Consider the following 17,816-nt stretch of genomic DNA (forward strand, 5'->3'; position numbering starts at 1 on the left):
TAGAAAGGAATTTCTAAATGGAAATTCTGTGAAAATACATAATTGAAAGCTGGAATTCATATGGTCAAACGAAAAACAGTAAAAGAAGTTCTTTTTATCATTATAGGAACAAGTATTTATGCATTTGGTCTTGTTTACTTGAACATCGCTAATCATTTAGCAGAAGGGGGCGTCTCAGGGATCACCTTGATCTTAAGAGCTTTATTCGGAATTGATCCAGCTTATACGACTTTATTAATCAACATCCCATTGATTTTACTAGGAGGAAAGATCCTCGGTAAACGTTCCTTGGCCTATACAGTTCTAGGTACACTTTCTTTGTCATTCTTTTTATGGATCTGGCAAAGGGTTCCACTAGAAATCAATTTACAGCATGATCTACTGATCGTTTCTCTACTTGCGGGTTTAGTTGCAGGTGTAGGAAGCGGGATCGTCTACCGCATGGGTGGAACAACAGGTGGCAGCGATATTATTGCTCGGATTTTAGAACAAAATTACGGCATCACTATGGGGCGTTCCCTATTGGCATTTGATATCATCGTCTTACTTGCTTCATTAACCTATATCGACTTGAAACGTATGATGTATACGTTGATTGTTTCGTATGTTTTCAGTCGTGTGATTGATTCGATCTTAGATGGCGGATATTCTGCAAAAGGTCTACTTGTCGTCTCCAACAAAAGCGAAGAGATTGCACCACTACTGATGACCGGTCTGCAAAGAGGTGTGACTTTTCTTTCTGGAGAAGGCGCATTCTCTGGTAATTCAAAAAAAATCATCTATATGGTCGTTAGCTCTAGTGAATTAACTGAAGCTAAGAGGATCGTCCACGAGATTGACGAAAAAGCTTTCCTTTCAATCATCAATGTGCATGAAGTGGAAGGGCAAGGCTTTACTTATTTGAAGCCACAGACAAGATTACTGAAAAAACTATAAGAAAAAAGACAAAGATAGGCTATGAGGAAAGATTCCACATCCAGCTGATCTTTGTCTTTTTTAGTACTATACTATTTTTAACTAATTGTTATGTTCACTTACCCGGTTACTTTTCTTTTGTGTCTGCAAAAGGATCTTTCGGTTAACTTCATCAGATAATTTCAAAAAAGCATCCCTATCTCCATCTTCTAGTGCTTGATCGATTTGAGCATAAAGCATTTTTAGTTTTGCCTCTTCTTCTTTTTCTTGAAAATATCGTTCAATTAATTCAGTATCTTCTTCACTGACTGAAGAATCCCAAGAAGAAAATGGATTGTCTTCTAAGATAGATAGATATTCTCTTGTCTGCCAAGCATTTTCGAATATACATTCCACATATAAAGGCTTTTTCCAATTCAAACGGATTTCATGAAAAATCTGGTCTGTGTCCGTAAATTCTTTTCCCTGCAAAAACAATTTCATGGGTTCCCCTTCAACAGATAGATCACTGATCTGCAGTCCTCGATCCGCAAAATTCGCCCCTTCAACAAAGTGGACATTGCTTAAAATCGCTTCATGATTGGCAAGATAATTCAAGATCCAAAAAACTTCTCTTCGGCTAAAAGATACATGATTGACCATCCACGTTAAAAAATTCTTCTTTTCCCGTACATCAATTAGCATTTTTCTCACCTCTCTGTTAGGTCATCTAATAATGACAGTGCCTCCATATCTCCTGGTTCAAGTGTTAAATAATAAGTCAATAATTCTTGCGCTCTTTTCAGCTGCCCTTCTTCTCTTAAGAAAAAGGCATACTCTTTCAAGAAATCTGGTTCATGTGATAGTTCATGATAAGCCTGTTCATAGTGTACAGCTGCAACGGTAAAGTCTTCTAATTCATTATAAGCATGGGCTAGGTTCCATTCTGCATAAGGATTAGCAGTTTCTTCCATCTGATTGATCACTTGTATCACATCTTCATATCTTTCATCATCCAAGTAAAGATTGCTTAAAGTAAGTAATGTTTCATCTTGTTTGTCTCCTACTTCTAAAGCTTTCAGTAAAAGTTCTTCTGCTCGCTGTCTATCATGCAGACGGAAAGCATTTTCCGAGGCCAGGTGATAAAGTTCGACTTGGTAAGGATTTTCTTTGATTCCTTCTTCTAACACTGTTTGTGCTTCTTCAATCATTTCTTCTTCTTGAAGAGCTTGTCCTAGATATAGATATAACGATTGATAATGCGGATTAACTTCTCGAAGTTCTTCCAGATAGTTGATTGCCTGCTGATTTTCTTTCAATTGAAGATTCGTAAAAGCTAGCTGGAACAGTCGATCATCTGTCCTTTCTTCTTTCAGTGCTTCTTCTAAAGGTGCGATAGCTGCTTCGAATTCTCCTTGCATACTTAAGGATTGTCCTAAACGTTCCTGCATCGAGATTCCTGAAATTTCATTTATCCCGCTTGCCAACAATGTTTCATAAACCACTGCTGCCTCTTTGAAACGATCAACTGAAAAATACAATTCAGCTAGCGCAAACTGGATCAATGGTTCATCAGGAAGCAACCCAGCTGCTTCTTTCAATTTTGCTTCACTCACTTCAGGGATTCCGATAACTTGGTACAAATCAGCTATCGCCAATAAGCTTTGCGGATAGTAATCACTTTGCTTATCCACTTTTTCCAGGTATTCAAAAGCTAAGTCGATCTCATTATCTTCGATTGCAATTTCTGCTAACGGGATGTTCAGTCCGTCATTTTCTGGGTATTGGTTGATCAGTTGTTCAAAAATCTGTTTTGCTTCGATCAAAAAGCCAATAGCCAGCAATTCTTCGCCTAGTTCAGCTAATATATCTGCTGGGTCTTCTTTTAATGCTTTTTCTAAAAAGATTTGTGCTTGTGACAAGTCTTCATCTGATAAAGCTTGCAACATTTTTTCGCTATTTGTATTCATTTCAATTCCCTCTTATCTCACTGACGATTTGTTGAAATACCGTCATTGTTCTCAATAATTCTTTTTCGTTTGGACGTTGGTATCCGTCTATTATACCTATTTTTTCTAAAACAAGTATTTTTTTGCTTTTTTCTGCCAAAAAAAGAACTTTTTCCAAATACTCCATCTTTGAAATCTGTTCCAGCCAGTGGATTGGATAGCCAAGCAAGTCCAGCCACACAAAAAAGTTTTTTAGTTGGAAATCAAAAGGATATGCTTGGAGATTCCACACGAAATGAAACATCATTCCTAAAAATTTTTTCATACTAGCAGAAAGTAGATGGCCATTTTCGGTCAGATAAAAAGCTTGTTCAAACAGTTTACCATAATTTGACAGGTTTTCTGCCTCTAATTGATAAAAATAGATCATTTCTTCGATCATCCCGGCAAACGGCCGAGTCGTTAATTGCTTTTTATTTGGATAGTTTTTATACAGATTTTGCAAAAAACGATGATCACAAATCATTCCGCAACAGATAAAAGTCAAAAAGTCAATCTGCTTTCCGTCCACTTGCCGCTCGCTGATTGTTTGATCATAAACGATGCGTTCTGGCAGATTGATGGTTTGCAGTACTACACGATTTGGTAGCTGCAAAATCGTCCGCTGCGGTGTTAATGCTCGGCTTAGAGAACGGATCGATACAGGGATCATCCATAGTGATGAATCAAGGGTTGTATGTTTTTGAAAAAAACCTGCCAGATCCATGATCCCTTCATTTCCAAATCCGATGATAAACATGGATTGATTTTCGGGATAGCGTTTGACGAAATCAAGCAGGTTCTTTAATTCTGTTAAATGATTGCATTGAGTGTTGGCACAAATATACCAGTCATTGTTTGCTTGATTTGCAAATAACGGGTTGATCTTATCTGCAAACAAATCATAATAGCGCTGATTCGTTAAAAATAAGATTGGCTGATCAATGGAAAGTTCTCTTAGCTGGCTGACTAGCGTTTCTCCGTAAAACACTTTCGTCAACGCATCTTCTACTTGATAATCAAGTTCCATACGCATCCCTCCTCTTCTTATTTTTATTTTACCATTAGTAAGCAAATTCTAGAAAAGATAAGAGCAAAGCTCACCTCATAACTTGGAAATAAATAAAAATTAAATAAAATACATGTGTTTTCTATGTATGACATACGGATTCGGAATCTCTGTCTCTTATTTATTCCTTTTCTGCTAGGAAATAAAAAGAAAAGCACTTGTAGCCCTAGAGCCACAAGCGCTTTTTCAACTGTCTTATTTAACAGCGTCTTTTAATGCTTTACCTGGTTTGAATGCAGGTACTTTGCTAGCTGGAATTTCGATTTCTTCACCAGTTTGTGGGTTGCGACCTTTGCGAGCTGCGCGTTCGCGAACTTCAAAGTTACCAAAACCGATTAATTGAACTTTTTCGCCGTTAGCTAAAGCATCTTGAATAGTTGAAAATACAGCATCTACTGCTGCAGTTGCATCTTTTTTAGTTAAATCAGTAGCTGAAGCAACTTTTTCGATTAATTCTGCTTTGTTTGCCATGGATAGATTCACCTCCTCCACAAGAGATATGATAGAAATATCATTTAGTTAAAACTTTCTGAGTGGTCCAGAAGTTTAAAAAGAAATATTGATTAACTTCAATATTCTGTTATCACGATATCATATGAACCGCTTAATAGCAAGGTTTTTACCAATTTTCACATGCTTTTTTTAGTCATAGAAACGTAACAAACGAAACTGTCTTTTTCTTTTGAAAAAAAAACGTCGATATGGTAAAATGCCTATTTTCTCCTACGAGGGATAATTCGGATGGACGTCCCTTCAAAAGTAAATGCTTTTCTGATTTGATTTTCTAAGAAACGTTCATAAGAAAAATGCATCAATTCCTCTTCATTGACAAAAACGACAAATGTAGGTGGTTTGACAGCGACTTGTGTAGCATAAAAAATCTTCAGGCGTTTTCCTTTATCTGTTGGTGTTGGATTGATTGCTACAGCATCCATAATGATATCATTCAACACAGCCGAAGAGATACGAAGATTCTGGTTCATACTTACTTGTTCGATCATTTCAGGCAGACGTTCCAACCGTTGTTTAGTCACTGCAGAAACAAAAACGATTGGAGCGTAATCAAGATACCGGAATTCATCACGAATCTCTTGTTCGAAATCACGCATTGTATTGGTTTCTTTCTTTACAAGATCCCATTTATTCACGACGATAATAATTCCACGACCAGCTTCATGGGCGTAACCCGCTACTCGCTTGTCTTGTTCCCGAATCCCTTCTTCAGCATTCAGTACCATCAAAACGATATCAGAACGGTCAATGGCACGCATTGCACGCATCACGCTGTATTTTTCAGTATTTTCGTATACTTTTCCGCGTTTACGCATACCAGCTGTATCGATCATTAAGAATTTCTGACCACTTTCAGAAACGAAGTGGGTGTCGATTGCGTCTCGGGTCGTTCCTTCAATATCCGAAACAATTACACGTTCTTCTCCTAAAATCGCATTGATCAAAGAGGATTTACCAACATTTGGGCGACCAATCAAACTAAACTTAATCGTGTCGTCGTCCTCTTCTTCAGTCTCTTCAGAGAAATACTTCACTGCTTCATCTAAAATATCACCAATCCCTAGTCCATGGCTTCCTGAAACAGGATAAGGATCGCCTAGCCCTAAGGAATAAAATTCATAGATATCGTTTCTCATTTCTGGATTATCTACTTTATTGACTGCTAAAATCACTGGTTTATTACTTCTGTATAAAATTTTCGCAACCATCTCATCTGCGTCTGTCACGCCTTCGCGTCCGCTGACTACACAAATGATTACATCCGCTTCTTCAATCGCGATTTCTGCTTGATGCTTGATCTGATCCATAAAGGGTTCATCGCCAAGATCAATTCCGCCTGTGTCGATCACGCTGAATTCTCGACCTAACCATTCACCTTTTGCATAAATACGATCACGAGTTACTCCAGGAGTATCTTCGACAATCGAGATACGCTCACCAGCGATGCGGTTAAAAATCGTAGACTTACCGACGTTCGGGCGGCCAACGATTGCAATTGTTGGATTTGCCATATTATTTCCTCCTCACAAGTTTCCAATCTCACTTAGTTTAACGAATGCATTGCCAACTTTCAAGCATAGATTGTCAATTAAACGAAGTATTTTTATTCCTTATTGAAATACTAATCGCTTTTCAAAAGAAAAACTGAGACAAAAGCAGCTGCTTTCATCTCAGTCACAGATACAAAATCAATTATTTTTCAGAATCATCGGTTGCTTTTTCTTCTACTTCTTCTTTCAACGCATCACCTAAAATGTCTCCCATAGTAAATCCAGTATTTTCTTCTGGTAATTCATAAGACTCAACATTTTTTGGTTCTTCTTCTGAAGCTGGTTTTTCTTCTAAAGCTTTGATACTCAATGCAATACGATGTTCTTCTGGATGGATCTCTAATACTTTCACTTTCACTTCGTCACCTTCATGAAGCACTTCATGTGGTGTCGCAATATGTTTATGTGAAATTTGAGAGATATGGACTAGCCCTTCTACTCCAGGGAACACTTCAACAAAGGCACCGAAGCTTGTCAAACGTTTAACTGTTCCGTCTAATACTGTGCCAACTGGAGCTTTTGTATCGATTTCTGACCAAGGTCCAGGCTGTGTGTCTTTGATGGACAAGGAAACACGTTCTTGTTCAGGATTGATAGACAACACTTTGACATTTACATCATCATTGACAGCCAATACATCACTTGGTTTTGCTACATGACTATGTGAAATCTCTGAGACATGGACTAGACCGTCAATTCCGCCTAGGTCGACAAATGCGCCAAAATCAGTAAGACGTGCAACACGTCCACTGAGAACATCTCCCTCATGGATAGTTGAAAGAATTTCTTTTTTCTTTTCTTCTCTTTCGTTTTCCACTACCGCTTTATGCGATAAGATCAAACGATTTTCTGATGGTTCGATTTCGATGATTTTAAAGCTCAATGTTTTGCCTTTATAGTCTGAAAAGTCTGCAACAAAATGATCTTCCACCATTGATGCAGGGACAAAACCACGTACACCGACGTCAACGACTAAACCGCCTTTGACAACATTTGTAACAGGTGCTTCGATCACCTTGCCCTCTTGGAAATCTCTTTCGATATCTTCCCAAACTTTTTTAGCATCTAAACGGCGTTTTGAAAGTAGGTAGCTGCCGTTTTCTTTATCTTTGCCGATCGTACTGATAACGACTAAGTCTAATACATCACCGACTTTTACTACTTCGCTGATATCTTCTACCGGCAAAGTTGATAATTCTTTTGCCGGAACGACTCCTTCAACTCCAGCCCCTTCGATTCCGACAATCACTTGTTTGTCTTCAATGACTAAAACTTCGCCCTTAACAACATCGCCAACTTTTACTTCTTGTACGCTTTTCATTGCGTCTTCCATTGACTGGTTGTTCTCTTGATTTTGATCAAATTCTGTCATAACACTTGTCCTCCTAACCAACATTCTGCCGTAAGTACGGTACTGTTTTTAGTTTAATTGATTATTCAAAAAAAATAAAGCGATTTCGTTCGTTTTCCTTGAAAAAACAATTGTTTTTCATTTTTTTTCTTAATTTAAAAAAGAAGATAACCTTTTTTCAAAACAACAGCTTTTATTGCTGCAACGACTTCTGGAATCGATTTGCCAGTCGTATCGATACGAACAGCATCCTCTGCTTGCTTCAGCGGAGAGACGTCCCTTGTTGAATCATAATGGTCTCTTTCCTGTATCTCTTTCGTCAGTGTTTCAAGATCAGTCGGAATTCCTTTTTCTTGGTTCTCTTTGAAACGTCTTTCTGCACGCTCACTTACGCTTGCTACTAAAAAGATTTTCACTTCTGCATTCGGTAATACAGCTGTCCCGATGTCTCTTCCGTCCATGACAACGCCACCGCGTTCCCCTATTTTTCGTTGGATAGCAACTAATTCTTCTCTGACTTTTCCATGTGCAGAGACTTCAGAAACAGCTTTTGTGACATCTGGTTGACGGATTTCTAAAGTCACATCTTTTGATGCTATGAATACATGCTGTCCATCTTCTTGTTGCGAAAAAGAGATAGGATACTTTTTGATCAGCGAAACTAGCCCTTCTTCATCTGAAAAAGATACATTGTTCGTAATAGCTAAATAAGTTACTGCGCGATACATGGCACCGGTATCTGTATAAATATAATTCAATTCTTTTGCTAATATCTTGGCAACGGTACTTTTCCCAGATGAAGCAGGCCCGTCGATTGCAATACTGATTTGTGTCATGATATAACTCCTTTTTCTCAAAAAAAAAGCCGCAAAGCGCGGCTATTATTATTTAATTCTTAATTCTTGACCAGGGTAAAGCATAAAGTTGTTTGGATCTAAGCCATTCAATTCAAACAATTGATCAGTGGTGATCCCTGCACGCTCAGCCACTTGTTTTGGACCTTCGCCTGCTTGAACAGTCGTTGTTGAACCGGCTGCAGCTGATGAAGAAGGTGTTGTTTCTGCTGCATTGCTGCTTGAATCCCCTGCTTGATAAGTTGCCTCACTTGAGGAAGTCGGTGTTGTCTCTGCTGCAATACTGCTTTCTGACGTTACACCTGTATCTTGAGACACAGTAGATTCTTCCGCGATTGTACTAGATTCTACTGTTGAAGTCTCAGTTGACTCCTCTTTTGTTGTACTTGTAGAACTTTCTACTACTGATGTCGAAGTTTCAGAAGAAGTTGCTGCTGTTGCATTGTTGCTTGATCCATTTCTGATCCAGAAATAAGCACCTGCTGGAATAGCGATACATAAGACCAGTAAAATCAAAAATAGCGAAAGAAATAATGTATTTCCTTTCTTTTGTTGTCTCTGAGAACTTCTTGATGAAACTTCATCATCTGTATCGTAGATTGGTTGTTCCCATGGTTCTTGTGTTTCGTTATTTTCTGTAGATTGATGTCTATCTTTTCTGCTCACTGTTTTACCTCCTAAACTCTATCGTGTGTATTATACCATAGGAAAAAGTGTCTTGTCCTAAAAAATCAATGTTCCATGTTTTTTTTAAATAAATTTAGTAAAATCGTTTCCCAATGAAGTTGTTCAGTCTTAGAAAAAAGCTTCCTCTTTGGCAGAAGTTCTGCTTTTGCTCCATCAATATCACAACAATTCTGCGGCTTTTCGGAGAGTTTTTCGCCAAAATAAGCTAAGATGAATTTTCTGCGGCAGTTTTCTTCATTAATATAGCGAAGCATCTGCTGCAGGCGGAATTCTTTTTCTTTTTCCTGATGTTTGAGCCGTTCCACCCAATTTTCTGGTTTTTCAGACTGCTGGATCAGCTCCATCCATTTTTTTTGCAGCTCATCAAAGGGAGCTTGCTCTGTGGCATATTCCAAATAAAGCTCAAAACTTTGTCGCTGTTCTCTAGAAAGTTGATTAAAGAAATAATGGATACGTTCATCCCCACTTTGATAAAAAAGAATTGCTGCACTTTCTTCCTGATCTCTGCCTGCTCGACCGATTTCTTGTACATAGTTTTCTAGACTGTCTGGCAAATCATAATGGATCACATAACGGATATCAGATTTATCGATCCCCATACCAAATGCATTCGTAGCAATGAGAAACTGCAGCTGATTTTTTACAAACTGCTGTTGAAGTTGTCTTCTTTGAGCTGCATCAAGACCACCGTGATAGTATCCAACTGTAAAACGTTCCCTGAATAAATGATACAATCGTTCGACTTCTTTTTTTGTTGCACAATAAATGATTGCCGCTCCTTGTGCTCTTTCCATGAAGTGTTCAAGTTCTTGTTCTTTTTGCTGCGTTTTCCGAACAAAAAGCGAGATATTTTGCCGATTGACTGATTGTCTGATCTCTTTTGGTGGTCGATCAAATAGTACATGACGTATATCTCTTGCTACTAAATCTGTTGCTGTCGCCGTTAGTGCCAGTGTGACCGGGTTTCCTAAAAGCTTTCGGATTTTTCCTAACTGTTGATATTCTGGACGGAAATCAACTCCCCATTGAGACACGCAATGAGCCTCATCTACTACATATAACGCAATATTTTGTTTTTTCAGATGCTCTAAAAGAGAAGGATTAGTCAACATTTCGGGACTCAAAAACAAAAATTTATATTGCGATAGATGACGGAGGACGTATCTTCTTTCAGATTGCGAAAGTAAACTATTGAAAGCAGCTACTCGTTTCTCCCCTCGTTTTTGTAATTGCGTCACTTGATCTTCCATTAGAGAAAGCAGCGGTGACACGATGATGACCAGACCTTCCATTAAATACCCCGTCAATTGATAGCAAAGGCTTTTTCCCGTTCCTGTAGGCAAAATAGCGAGAGTATCTTCTCCATCAAGCAACGCCTGAATGATTTCTTCTTGGCCGGGACGAAATGAATCAAATCCAAAATATTTTTTTAATTCATTTATTAACATTCTGTATCGCTTCCTTTCTCAATAGATAGATTTGATACAAACGAAATTCTCCATAATCTAATTGTCCATCTACATTCCATTCGCTAAAGCGCCACTCTCGCACGGAATCCTTATTTGGTTCCAAACGTTCGATTGTTTCTGCAGAGAGAATCCGCTCGTATGGAAAATCATCAAAAAACAAGGCCCACTCAATAAGATGATCTGTTACTGTTCCTCTTTTTAAATGACGGATTGCCATAATCTGGTCAATTGTCTGACCATTCATAAACATCTGCTTGGTGATCATCATGCTTTGATTGAAATTTTGCTGTAATAATGAATCGATCAAAGCGTGCCAAAGCGAATCTGGCCGTTTTTCGATTTGTGCTAACAAAAGGTGGATACATCTGCTTTGTTGCAGATAAACCGCTGACTCATCATTGTTTTTTGCCAGCTGATAAGGAAGCAGCCCTGTTCGCTCATTTCCAGATAATTGGTTAGCTAAAAAATCTGCTTCTTCTGGTATCTCCGAAAACAGCTGCACCAAACTCTCATACGCAGTATCAATCAAAATTTCACGTGGCAATTGGCTTTCACTAAGCCATTTTTTTAGTTGGAAAGTATAAAAAGGACTTGTCTCTGCTGGAAGATAGTCTTGAATACCCGTTGCCAGATTAGAAATTACTTGAACAGCAAATTTAATGAGCCGCCAACTAGTTTCCCCTGTTCTGCCATAGCGGTCAAAACGCAAACCAGTATGTTCTATTTGATGTTCGGACAACATATCAGCCCCTGCAGGCGTTAGCTTTGCTTCATTTTCATTTATTTCGATCCAACCTTGCTGCGCAATTTTTTGCAAAATTTGATAAAACTTATCCTGCTTCAATTCTGGAAAACTGTTATGGATAAACAAAAGTTCGTGGGTAAATCCATAAATAAGTACTGAAGTCGTTCGTTTTCCCACAAGGAGTTGGTAAAGAGAACTAATCCGCAGCTTGTGTCCTGATGAAAATAGCGATAAAATAAAAACAATCATATTATTCTCCTTAAGTTAGGATGGTTAGAAATGTCACTACTATGTAAACTTGTACCTGAACGCTGTATTGCATGCGGTCTTTGTCAAATCGAAGCGCCAGATATTTTCGATTATGATGAAGAAGGAATCGTTTTATTTGCCCAAGAACCAGAGGCTCATCAACAGTTCGTGATGCCGGAAGAAGAAACATATGTAAAAAAAGCGTATCAAAAATGTCCAGTTCGAGCGATTTTATTAGAAAATAAAATATAAATATAAACGAAACTTTAAAAACGTACACTAAGTTCTCTAAACTTGAAAATAAGCCGGGATCTGTTTCTCTTGTTCCGTGAAATCCCGACTTATTTTGAAAGATTCATTTGCTATCTATAGTTAATTGACTAGTTTTTTCACGGACCCTATAGGACCCATTTATATTATTTCAACTTTTTCAGCCAGTTTTCCAATGTATTGACGATCACAGTTTGCTGGTCTGCGTTAGAAATTTCTGCCTCTCCATCTCCTTTTTGCTCACCATAGCTGCCAAAACCTCCATGATTTCCGCCATTGATTGATACATACTCTGTTCTTTCCGGTAAATACTGCTTAGCTTCTTGATAAGCTTCCTGATTCAATACTTTATCTTTTGTCGCCGTGATCGATAAAACAGGAACAGCTGATTCTGTCAATGTTCCTTTTTTGTCGGGATAACTTGCCATGAAGAATACCCCTTTTAAATGTTTGTCTGAATGATTCTTATTGACATAACGACTTGCCATTACGCCACCTAATGAATGGCCACCGATCACATAATCGGAATTTGGAAAATCTTCTTTGACCTTATCCGCTTTGTTTCCGCCCATCACTGCTAGATCAAGTGGCATTTTGACAATAGCGACTGAAAAGCCGTTTTTTGCTAAATCTTGCGCCCAAATACTATAACTTTCTGGCTCTACGAGAGCACCAGGATAAAAAATAAGTAATGGAGACTTTCCATGATTCTTTTTCTCTCCTTCAAAAAATAAGTAATCTTCTTTGTTTTTTCCTTCTTTTACCAACACTTGCGCTTCTGACGATGGTTCGTACGTATTTTGCTGTATATAGTAATAACCGGCTCCACCGAGTAATCCTAAAATGATGACTAAGCCAATTAGTATTCGTCTAAATATTTTCACTTTCTCCCACCTTTTCTATCTGAGTGACCCCTTTTTCTTAATCAAGTATGATTATACCTTAAAAAAAATAAGAGAGAAATGCAAACTTTCCAGCATCAAATAAAAAAAGACGGAATATCCATTTGAATATCCGCCCTTTTTGTATGTTTATTTTTATTTAGCACATAAACGATACACAGCTTCTGCATAAATTTCCATTGCTTTATACATACTACTTAATTCCCATCGTTCATTCGCCTGGTGCATAAAGTCAGGAGTATCAGGGAACATCGCACCGAATGCCACACACTGGTTCATCGTACGAGCAAAAGTAGCGCCGCCTGATACAAACGGTTCAGTCATGTCTCCAGTAATATCGCGATATGTCCCCAATAGATTTTTCACTAACTCACTGTCTAGTGGCACGTATAATGAATCAAGGAAGTCAAATTCTTCATAAGTCAACCCATATTTTTCTGCTGTTTTAGTTAATTTAGCTACTAAATCATCTTTCTTGAATGTAACAGGGATTCTCATATCTACACCGATTTTTGTTTGTTCTGGTGTGATTTCCAAACTTGCAAAGTTCATCGTTAGCTCGCCGGATTGTTCATCTTCTGTTTTGCCCACGACAGCTTCACCAGTTGCATTTTCTTGAACTAATTTTCCTAAGAAATTGATTGGGCCAAAATCGAATACTTCTGAAAGAGCAATTGCCAGACGAGAAATAGCATTCACTCCTTGTGCTGCATCTTTCGCGTGGATACTTTTACCAAGAACGACGATGCCTTCACCTTGTTCTTCGAAATCGAATTCGTGTTTTTTCAATGCTTCTTTTACTTCAGAAAGCTTTTCTCCAGAGTAAGGAGCTGCATCAGGAACAACATTCAACGCTCCTCCAGCTTTTACAGAAAACTCGTTCGTTCCTGGTCCTGTCAAGTAAGCTTGCAATAAGCCTTTTTCTGCATAAATTAAAGGAAATTCAGCATCTGGCGCAAATCCTTGCGTAATTCCTTCTTCTTTTTCGTTATATTTTTCTAAACAACGCCATAAATTTTCTTCATCTGTACCAAAGATAAAACGAATACGTGTCTTGAATTCCACGCCAGCATCAATCAAAGCTTTGACGGCATACATTGCCGCAATAGAAGGACCTTTGTCATCTTGGGATCCGCGACCAACTAACCAGCCGTCTTTTATAGTTGGATCGAATGGTTTTGTTTCCCAATTATTTTCGTCCCCTGCTGGAACAACGTCCATATGGCACAAGATACCGAATAATTCATCTCCAGAGCCAATCTCTGAATAACCGTAATAGCCTTCTGGATCTTTAAATGTTCTAAATCCTAGCTTTTCACTGATTTCCAATACTTTATCCAAAGCTTCAATCACTTTTTTACCGAAGGGATGTCCTTGTCCTGAATCTGCTTCATCTAGTACGGAAGGAATTCGGATCAATTCGCTCAATGATTCTAATGCTTGTTCATGATGTTGTTCTGTCACAAATTTTTTCATGATATTATCCTCCTAATATGTTAAAAAGGGTCATGTCAAATTCCTCCGACACAACCTCTTCTTCTCAAATAATGACGTTTTAAGCCTGCTCCATCAGCAAGGAGAATGTTCTTAACAAATGATGAAAGAAAAAACACTCACTGAATGGAGCTATTGACTTGTCCACGTGCTTATCGATAGCCGTTTATCGGTTTCTTCATTCTTATGATAGACCTTGTACCTGTATTTGTCTAGGTTTAGAACATTGCTGCTACACCTAGGATCACACAGATGGCTACAAATAATATCGCAATTAATTTACCGGTAAATTTCCACCACACTGAAACATCGAAACGAGCAATTGCTACAGCACCCATTACGATAGCAGATGTTGGTGTAATTAAGTTTACTAAACCAGATGCAGATTGATAAGCAGTGATTACTAAATCCTTACCGACGCCGGCAAATTCACCCATAGGTCCCATGATTCCCATTGTTGCAGCAGCTAAGCCGGAAGTTGAAGGAATCAAGAATGACATAGGGATATAGAAAATAAATGTAATAATGATGAATACACTTGAAGATAATGAACTTAATCCTTGTTCGCCCCAATGTAAGATGGTGTCTGTGATTAATCCATTGTTCATAACCACTTGGATACCACGAGCAACAGCTACTACGATTGCTACACCGATCAAATCAGAAGCACCAGCTAAAAATTCAGAGACAAATTCAGACTCTTTCATGCCATAAGTGATTGCTACTACGATGGACATTACTAAGAATAACATAGTAATTTCTGGGAAGTACCAGTCACCTAATGGAAGCATGTTTTTACCTAGAACAGTACCTAGTACCGGAAGGTTTGTTAACCAGTTTGTCAATGATTCAAAAATCGTGAAATTCGCATTCAAGGTTGTCCAAGGAATCAAACTGATGATCATGATACCAAAAGTAATAAAGAACAATACATTAACATGTTTTTGTTTTTTCGTGATTACTTCTTGACGACCGATTGCTTCAATATCGAAATGCTTCATATCTTCTTTACGTTGGTTGTATACTAATGATTTTGTTGGATCTTTTTCGATCTTTGATGCATAACGATACACATATACAATAGAAATAGCTAACAAAATAACGAACATCAAGAATCGAAGACCAATACCTTCACCCATCGAAATCCCAACAGCTTGTGAAGCTACGCCTGTTGCAAAAGGATTTACCGTTGAAGCTAGACAGCCTACTTGAGACCCTACTAATACGATTGCTACTGCTACTACTGTATCAAAGCCTACAGCCATCATAACTGGGATCAGTAAAGCATAGAATGGAATCGTTTCTTCTGCCATTCCGTAAGTAGAGCCGCCTAATGCAAATAACAGCATCAATACTGGAATAAGCATTTTTTCTTTTCCTTTGAATTTCTTCACAACTGAAGCAATCCCGGCATCTAGTGCCCCTGTTTTGTTGATAATACCTAAAAATCCACCAACAACCAAAATGAAGAAAGAGATTGGGATTGCAGCAGGTGTTTCTTTAGTTAGCTCCCCCGCTGGTACACCTAACATCCCATTGATTGGCGCCATGAAAATATCCCACAGCCCTTGAGGATTTTGTTGTACTCGTTCATATGATCCAGCGACGATGTTGCCTGCATCGTCTACACTATAGTGCCCAGCTGGTATAAACCAAGTAAGTACAGCGATTACTGCAATAATAATAAATAAGACCGTATACGCTGAAGGCATTTGAAATTTTTTCTTTTTTGTTTGTTCCATCTTCTTCTTCCTTTCTTTTCCGTTAGAGACAACAATTTTGGCTCTAATGTTATTTTATCAAAAAGAGTATCAGAACAAAAATAATAACACGCATTTTGTAAAACTTTTGTTCAAAAAGTTCGTTTTTCCCTATTCCCTCCTCTTTTTTCAGGTTTTTAAAGCTTTCTTCTTTTTCATTGTAGCGTTTCCTTTTTTTTATAAACAAACATTTTCGTCTTTTAAAAGGAGAAGAATTTCACATTTGCAAAGAATTGATTGATTTTTATGCATAAATCAAAAAAATACTCAAAACAAACAAATAAAACGTTTACATTATTGCATGTCTTGTATTTTTTTCCAAAAAAAAAGACCAAGAAATTTCTTGATCTTTTTGATATTTATTTGACTGCTGTATGACGTTGTTCGAACTGATGTTGTTTTCGACTTAACCATGGAAGAAGTTGCGCATGCAGCACTAAAAAGACAGCGCTCACGATGAATCCTTTGATCAAGTTGAAAGGAACGATCCCAATCAGTACATAGTTTGCTAAAGACATGCCTAGCATCTGTGTTGCGTTCAGTCCTAAAAACATTAAGTAAAGAGGCGTAATAACGAAATAATTTGCGATACTCATAAAAATAGTTAGAGCGATGGTTCCTGTAATGACACCTAAAAATTTGTTTCTTCCTTTATGCTGTTTCTTTACACTAAAGAAATAATAAATCGGGAATGTAAAGATCGTTGTTGATAAGAAACTAGCAGTGTCTCCTACCAAATTATCCGGAGAAAAACCTGTAGTCAGCAGATGTAATACTGAACGCAAGAACGCTGTTGCAACTCCGGCCGCTGGACCGAATAAGAACATGCTGATCAATACCGGGATATCACTAAAATCGATCTTCAAAAAACTAAAAGCCGGCATGATCGGAAAAGCAAAATACTGTAAAACTAACGCGATCGCAGCAAACATCGCTACTGCAACCATTTTCTGTACACGGGTGTTCTTCATTTGAAATCCTCCTGTTAGGACTCCTCTTCAGCGAACTTTTTGACGTTTCTCTCCAAATGAAAAAACTCTATTTTCCAGGGAAAATAGAGTTAGAGTTATTTGATCAAGCGTCGTCAAATAAGCTCTATCTTCTTTATCCAGACTATACTGTCGGTATCGGAATTTCACCGATTCAGCTATTTTTTGCAAAATAGGTCGTGGACTATAACCACCGGTCGGGAATTTCACCCTGCCCCTGAAGACGAACCTTATATAATTTTTGTTTACATATTCATTATACATATCTATTCAAAAAACGCAACATCTAACACTTATAAAAAGTAAGTGCTCATTTTGAGTGGTTCAGCAAACTGCTGACTTCTTTTTTGTTCAGTTCACGGTAATCCCCAGGACGTAGGCCTTGTAAAGTCAGATCTCCGTATTTTTCACGTTTTAGTTTTTGCACAGGAAGACCAACTGCTTGAAGCATATTTTTCACTTGATGATTACGTCCTTCGTGGATCGTCAATTCCACGATACTGTGGTTTGTCTTAGGATCCACTGATAAAATTTGGAATTTAGCTGGAGATGTTTTTCGTCCTTCGATCTTTATTCCTTTTGTCAAAGGTGCAAGCATCGATTTTGTAGCGATCCCTTTTACCTTTGCAACGTAAACTTTATCCACTTCATGTTTTGGATGTGTCAGGCGCTGAGCAAAATCTCCATCATTTGTCAGTAGCAAGATCCCCGAAGTATCGTAATCCAGTCGACCTACAGGATAGATACGTTCTTTTACCATCGGCAAAAGATCCGTAACAACTTTTCTTCCTTTGTCATCTGCAACAGCAGAAATAACTCCTTTAGGTTTGTACAATAAATAATAACCGTATTCTTCTTGATAAATTGGGACTTCATCCACTTCCACAGTGTCATGTTTCCCAACTTTTATCCCTAATTCCCTTACAACTTGTCCGTTTACTTTTACACGTCCTGCAAGGATGAATTCTTCTGCTTTTCGACGAGAAGTGATGCCAGCGTGGGCAATTACTTTCTGCAATCTTTCCATTACAA

General features: G+C 38.1%; 17 protein-coding genes and 1 riboswitch. Of the genes, 2 read left to right on the top strand and 15 right to left on the bottom strand.

Going from position 1 to position 17,816, the window contains the following annotated elements; genetic code table 11:
- The first annotated feature begins 60 nt into the window (after positions 1-60).
- Positions 61-936, top strand: a complete 876-nt coding sequence (locus tag DIZ30_RS01385) for a YitT family protein (RefSeq protein WP_002294412.1) — start codon at positions 61-63, stop codon at positions 934-936.
- An 81-nt stretch (positions 937-1,017) separates the two neighbouring features.
- On the opposite strand, the gene DIZ30_RS01390 is transcribed toward DIZ30_RS01385, so the two are convergent.
- The 10 genes from DIZ30_RS01390 to DIZ30_RS01440 form a co-directional block, all read right to left on the bottom strand.
- Entirely contained in the window at positions 1,018-1,599 is a 582-nt protein-coding gene (locus DIZ30_RS01390) for a ReoY family proteolytic degradation factor (protein ID WP_002289878.1), read from the bottom strand.
- Positions 1,600-1,604: 5 nt separating this feature from the next.
- On the bottom strand, positions 1,605-2,864 hold the full coding sequence (locus DIZ30_RS01395) for a tetratricopeptide repeat protein (protein WP_002298134.1): 1,260 nt from the start codon (positions 2,862-2,864) through the stop codon (positions 1,605-1,607).
- 1 nt (position 2,865) lies between these two features.
- Positions 2,866-3,912: a hypothetical protein gene (locus DIZ30_RS01400; protein WP_002298135.1), complete on the bottom strand. Its 1,047-nt coding sequence runs from the start codon at positions 3,910-3,912 to the stop codon at positions 2,866-2,868.
- A 234-nt stretch (positions 3,913-4,146) separates the two neighbouring features.
- Entirely contained in the window at positions 4,147-4,422 is a 276-nt protein-coding gene (locus DIZ30_RS01410; RefSeq protein WP_002290178.1) for an HU family DNA-binding protein, read from the bottom strand.
- 242 nt (positions 4,423-4,664) lie between these two features.
- Positions 4,665-5,975, bottom strand: a complete 1,311-nt coding sequence (der, locus tag DIZ30_RS01415; RefSeq protein ID WP_002296982.1) for a ribosome biogenesis GTPase Der — start codon at positions 5,973-5,975, stop codon at positions 4,665-4,667.
- Positions 5,976-6,156: 181 nt separating this feature from the next.
- A complete protein-coding gene (gene rpsA / locus DIZ30_RS01420; protein WP_002294406.1) occupies positions 6,157-7,386 on the bottom strand; it encodes a 30S ribosomal protein S1 in 1,230 nt (409 codons plus the stop codon).
- A 134-nt stretch (positions 7,387-7,520) separates the two neighbouring features.
- Positions 7,521-8,201: a (d)CMP kinase gene (cmk, locus tag DIZ30_RS01425; RefSeq protein ID WP_002294405.1), complete on the bottom strand. Its 681-nt coding sequence runs from the start codon at positions 8,199-8,201 to the stop codon at positions 7,521-7,523.
- A gap of 48 nt (positions 8,202-8,249) precedes the next feature.
- Positions 8,250-8,885, bottom strand: a complete 636-nt coding sequence (locus DIZ30_RS01430) for an SAG1386/EF1546 family surface-associated protein (protein WP_002294404.1) — start codon at positions 8,883-8,885, stop codon at positions 8,250-8,252.
- Positions 8,886-8,950: 65 nt separating this feature from the next.
- Positions 8,951-10,354, bottom strand: coding sequence for an ATP-dependent DNA helicase RecQ (locus DIZ30_RS01435; RefSeq protein ID WP_002323412.1), 1,404 nt, complete (start codon positions 10,352-10,354; stop codon positions 8,951-8,953).
- On the bottom strand, positions 10,341-11,369 hold the full coding sequence (locus tag DIZ30_RS01440; protein WP_109023059.1) for a helix-turn-helix domain-containing protein: 1,029 nt from the start codon (positions 11,367-11,369) through the stop codon (positions 10,341-10,343). Before DIZ30_RS01440 ends, DIZ30_RS01435 begins: the two co-directional genes overlap by 14 nt.
- 30 nt (positions 11,370-11,399) lie before the next feature.
- Between DIZ30_RS01440 and DIZ30_RS01445 the strand changes: the two genes are divergently transcribed.
- Entirely contained in the window at positions 11,400-11,621 is a 222-nt protein-coding gene (locus tag DIZ30_RS01445; protein WP_002294401.1) for a ferredoxin, read from the top strand.
- Between the two features lie 164 nt (positions 11,622-11,785).
- Here DIZ30_RS01445 and DIZ30_RS01450 read toward each other — a convergent pair whose 3' ends face one another.
- The 5 genes from DIZ30_RS01450 to DIZ30_RS01470 form a co-directional block, all read right to left on the bottom strand.
- The gene (locus tag DIZ30_RS01450) at positions 11,786-12,523 is read right to left on the bottom strand and encodes a thioesterase (protein WP_002294400.1); all 738 of its coding nucleotides are present in this window, start codon (positions 12,521-12,523) and stop codon (positions 11,786-11,788) included.
- 153 nt (positions 12,524-12,676) lie between these two features.
- Complete coding sequence (locus tag DIZ30_RS01455) at positions 12,677-14,017, bottom strand: M20 family metallopeptidase (RefSeq protein WP_002294399.1); 1,341 nt, start codon at positions 14,015-14,017, stop codon at positions 12,677-12,679.
- Positions 14,018-14,253: 236 nt separating this feature from the next.
- A complete protein-coding gene (locus DIZ30_RS01460) occupies positions 14,254-15,777 on the bottom strand; it encodes a YfcC family protein (protein ID WP_002294398.1) in 1,524 nt (507 codons plus the stop codon).
- 377 nt (positions 15,778-16,154) lie between these two features.
- On the bottom strand, positions 16,155-16,766 hold the full coding sequence (locus DIZ30_RS01465; protein ID WP_002294393.1) for an ECF transporter S component: 612 nt from the start codon (positions 16,764-16,766) through the stop codon (positions 16,155-16,157).
- Positions 16,767-16,888: 122 nt separating this feature from the next.
- A riboswitch (FMN riboswitch) is annotated at positions 16,889-17,013 on the bottom strand.
- Between the two features lie 81 nt (positions 17,014-17,094).
- The gene (locus tag DIZ30_RS01470; protein WP_002294391.1) at positions 17,095-17,811 is read right to left on the bottom strand and encodes a pseudouridine synthase; all 717 of its coding nucleotides are present in this window, start codon (positions 17,809-17,811) and stop codon (positions 17,095-17,097) included.
- Between the last annotated feature and the right edge of the window lie 5 nt (positions 17,812-17,816).

Origin of the sequence: Enterococcus sp. H57 (assembly GCF_003112495.1) — a bacterium.
Classification (GTDB): Bacteria; Bacillota; Bacilli; order Lactobacillales; family Enterococcaceae; genus Enterococcus_B; species Enterococcus_B faecium.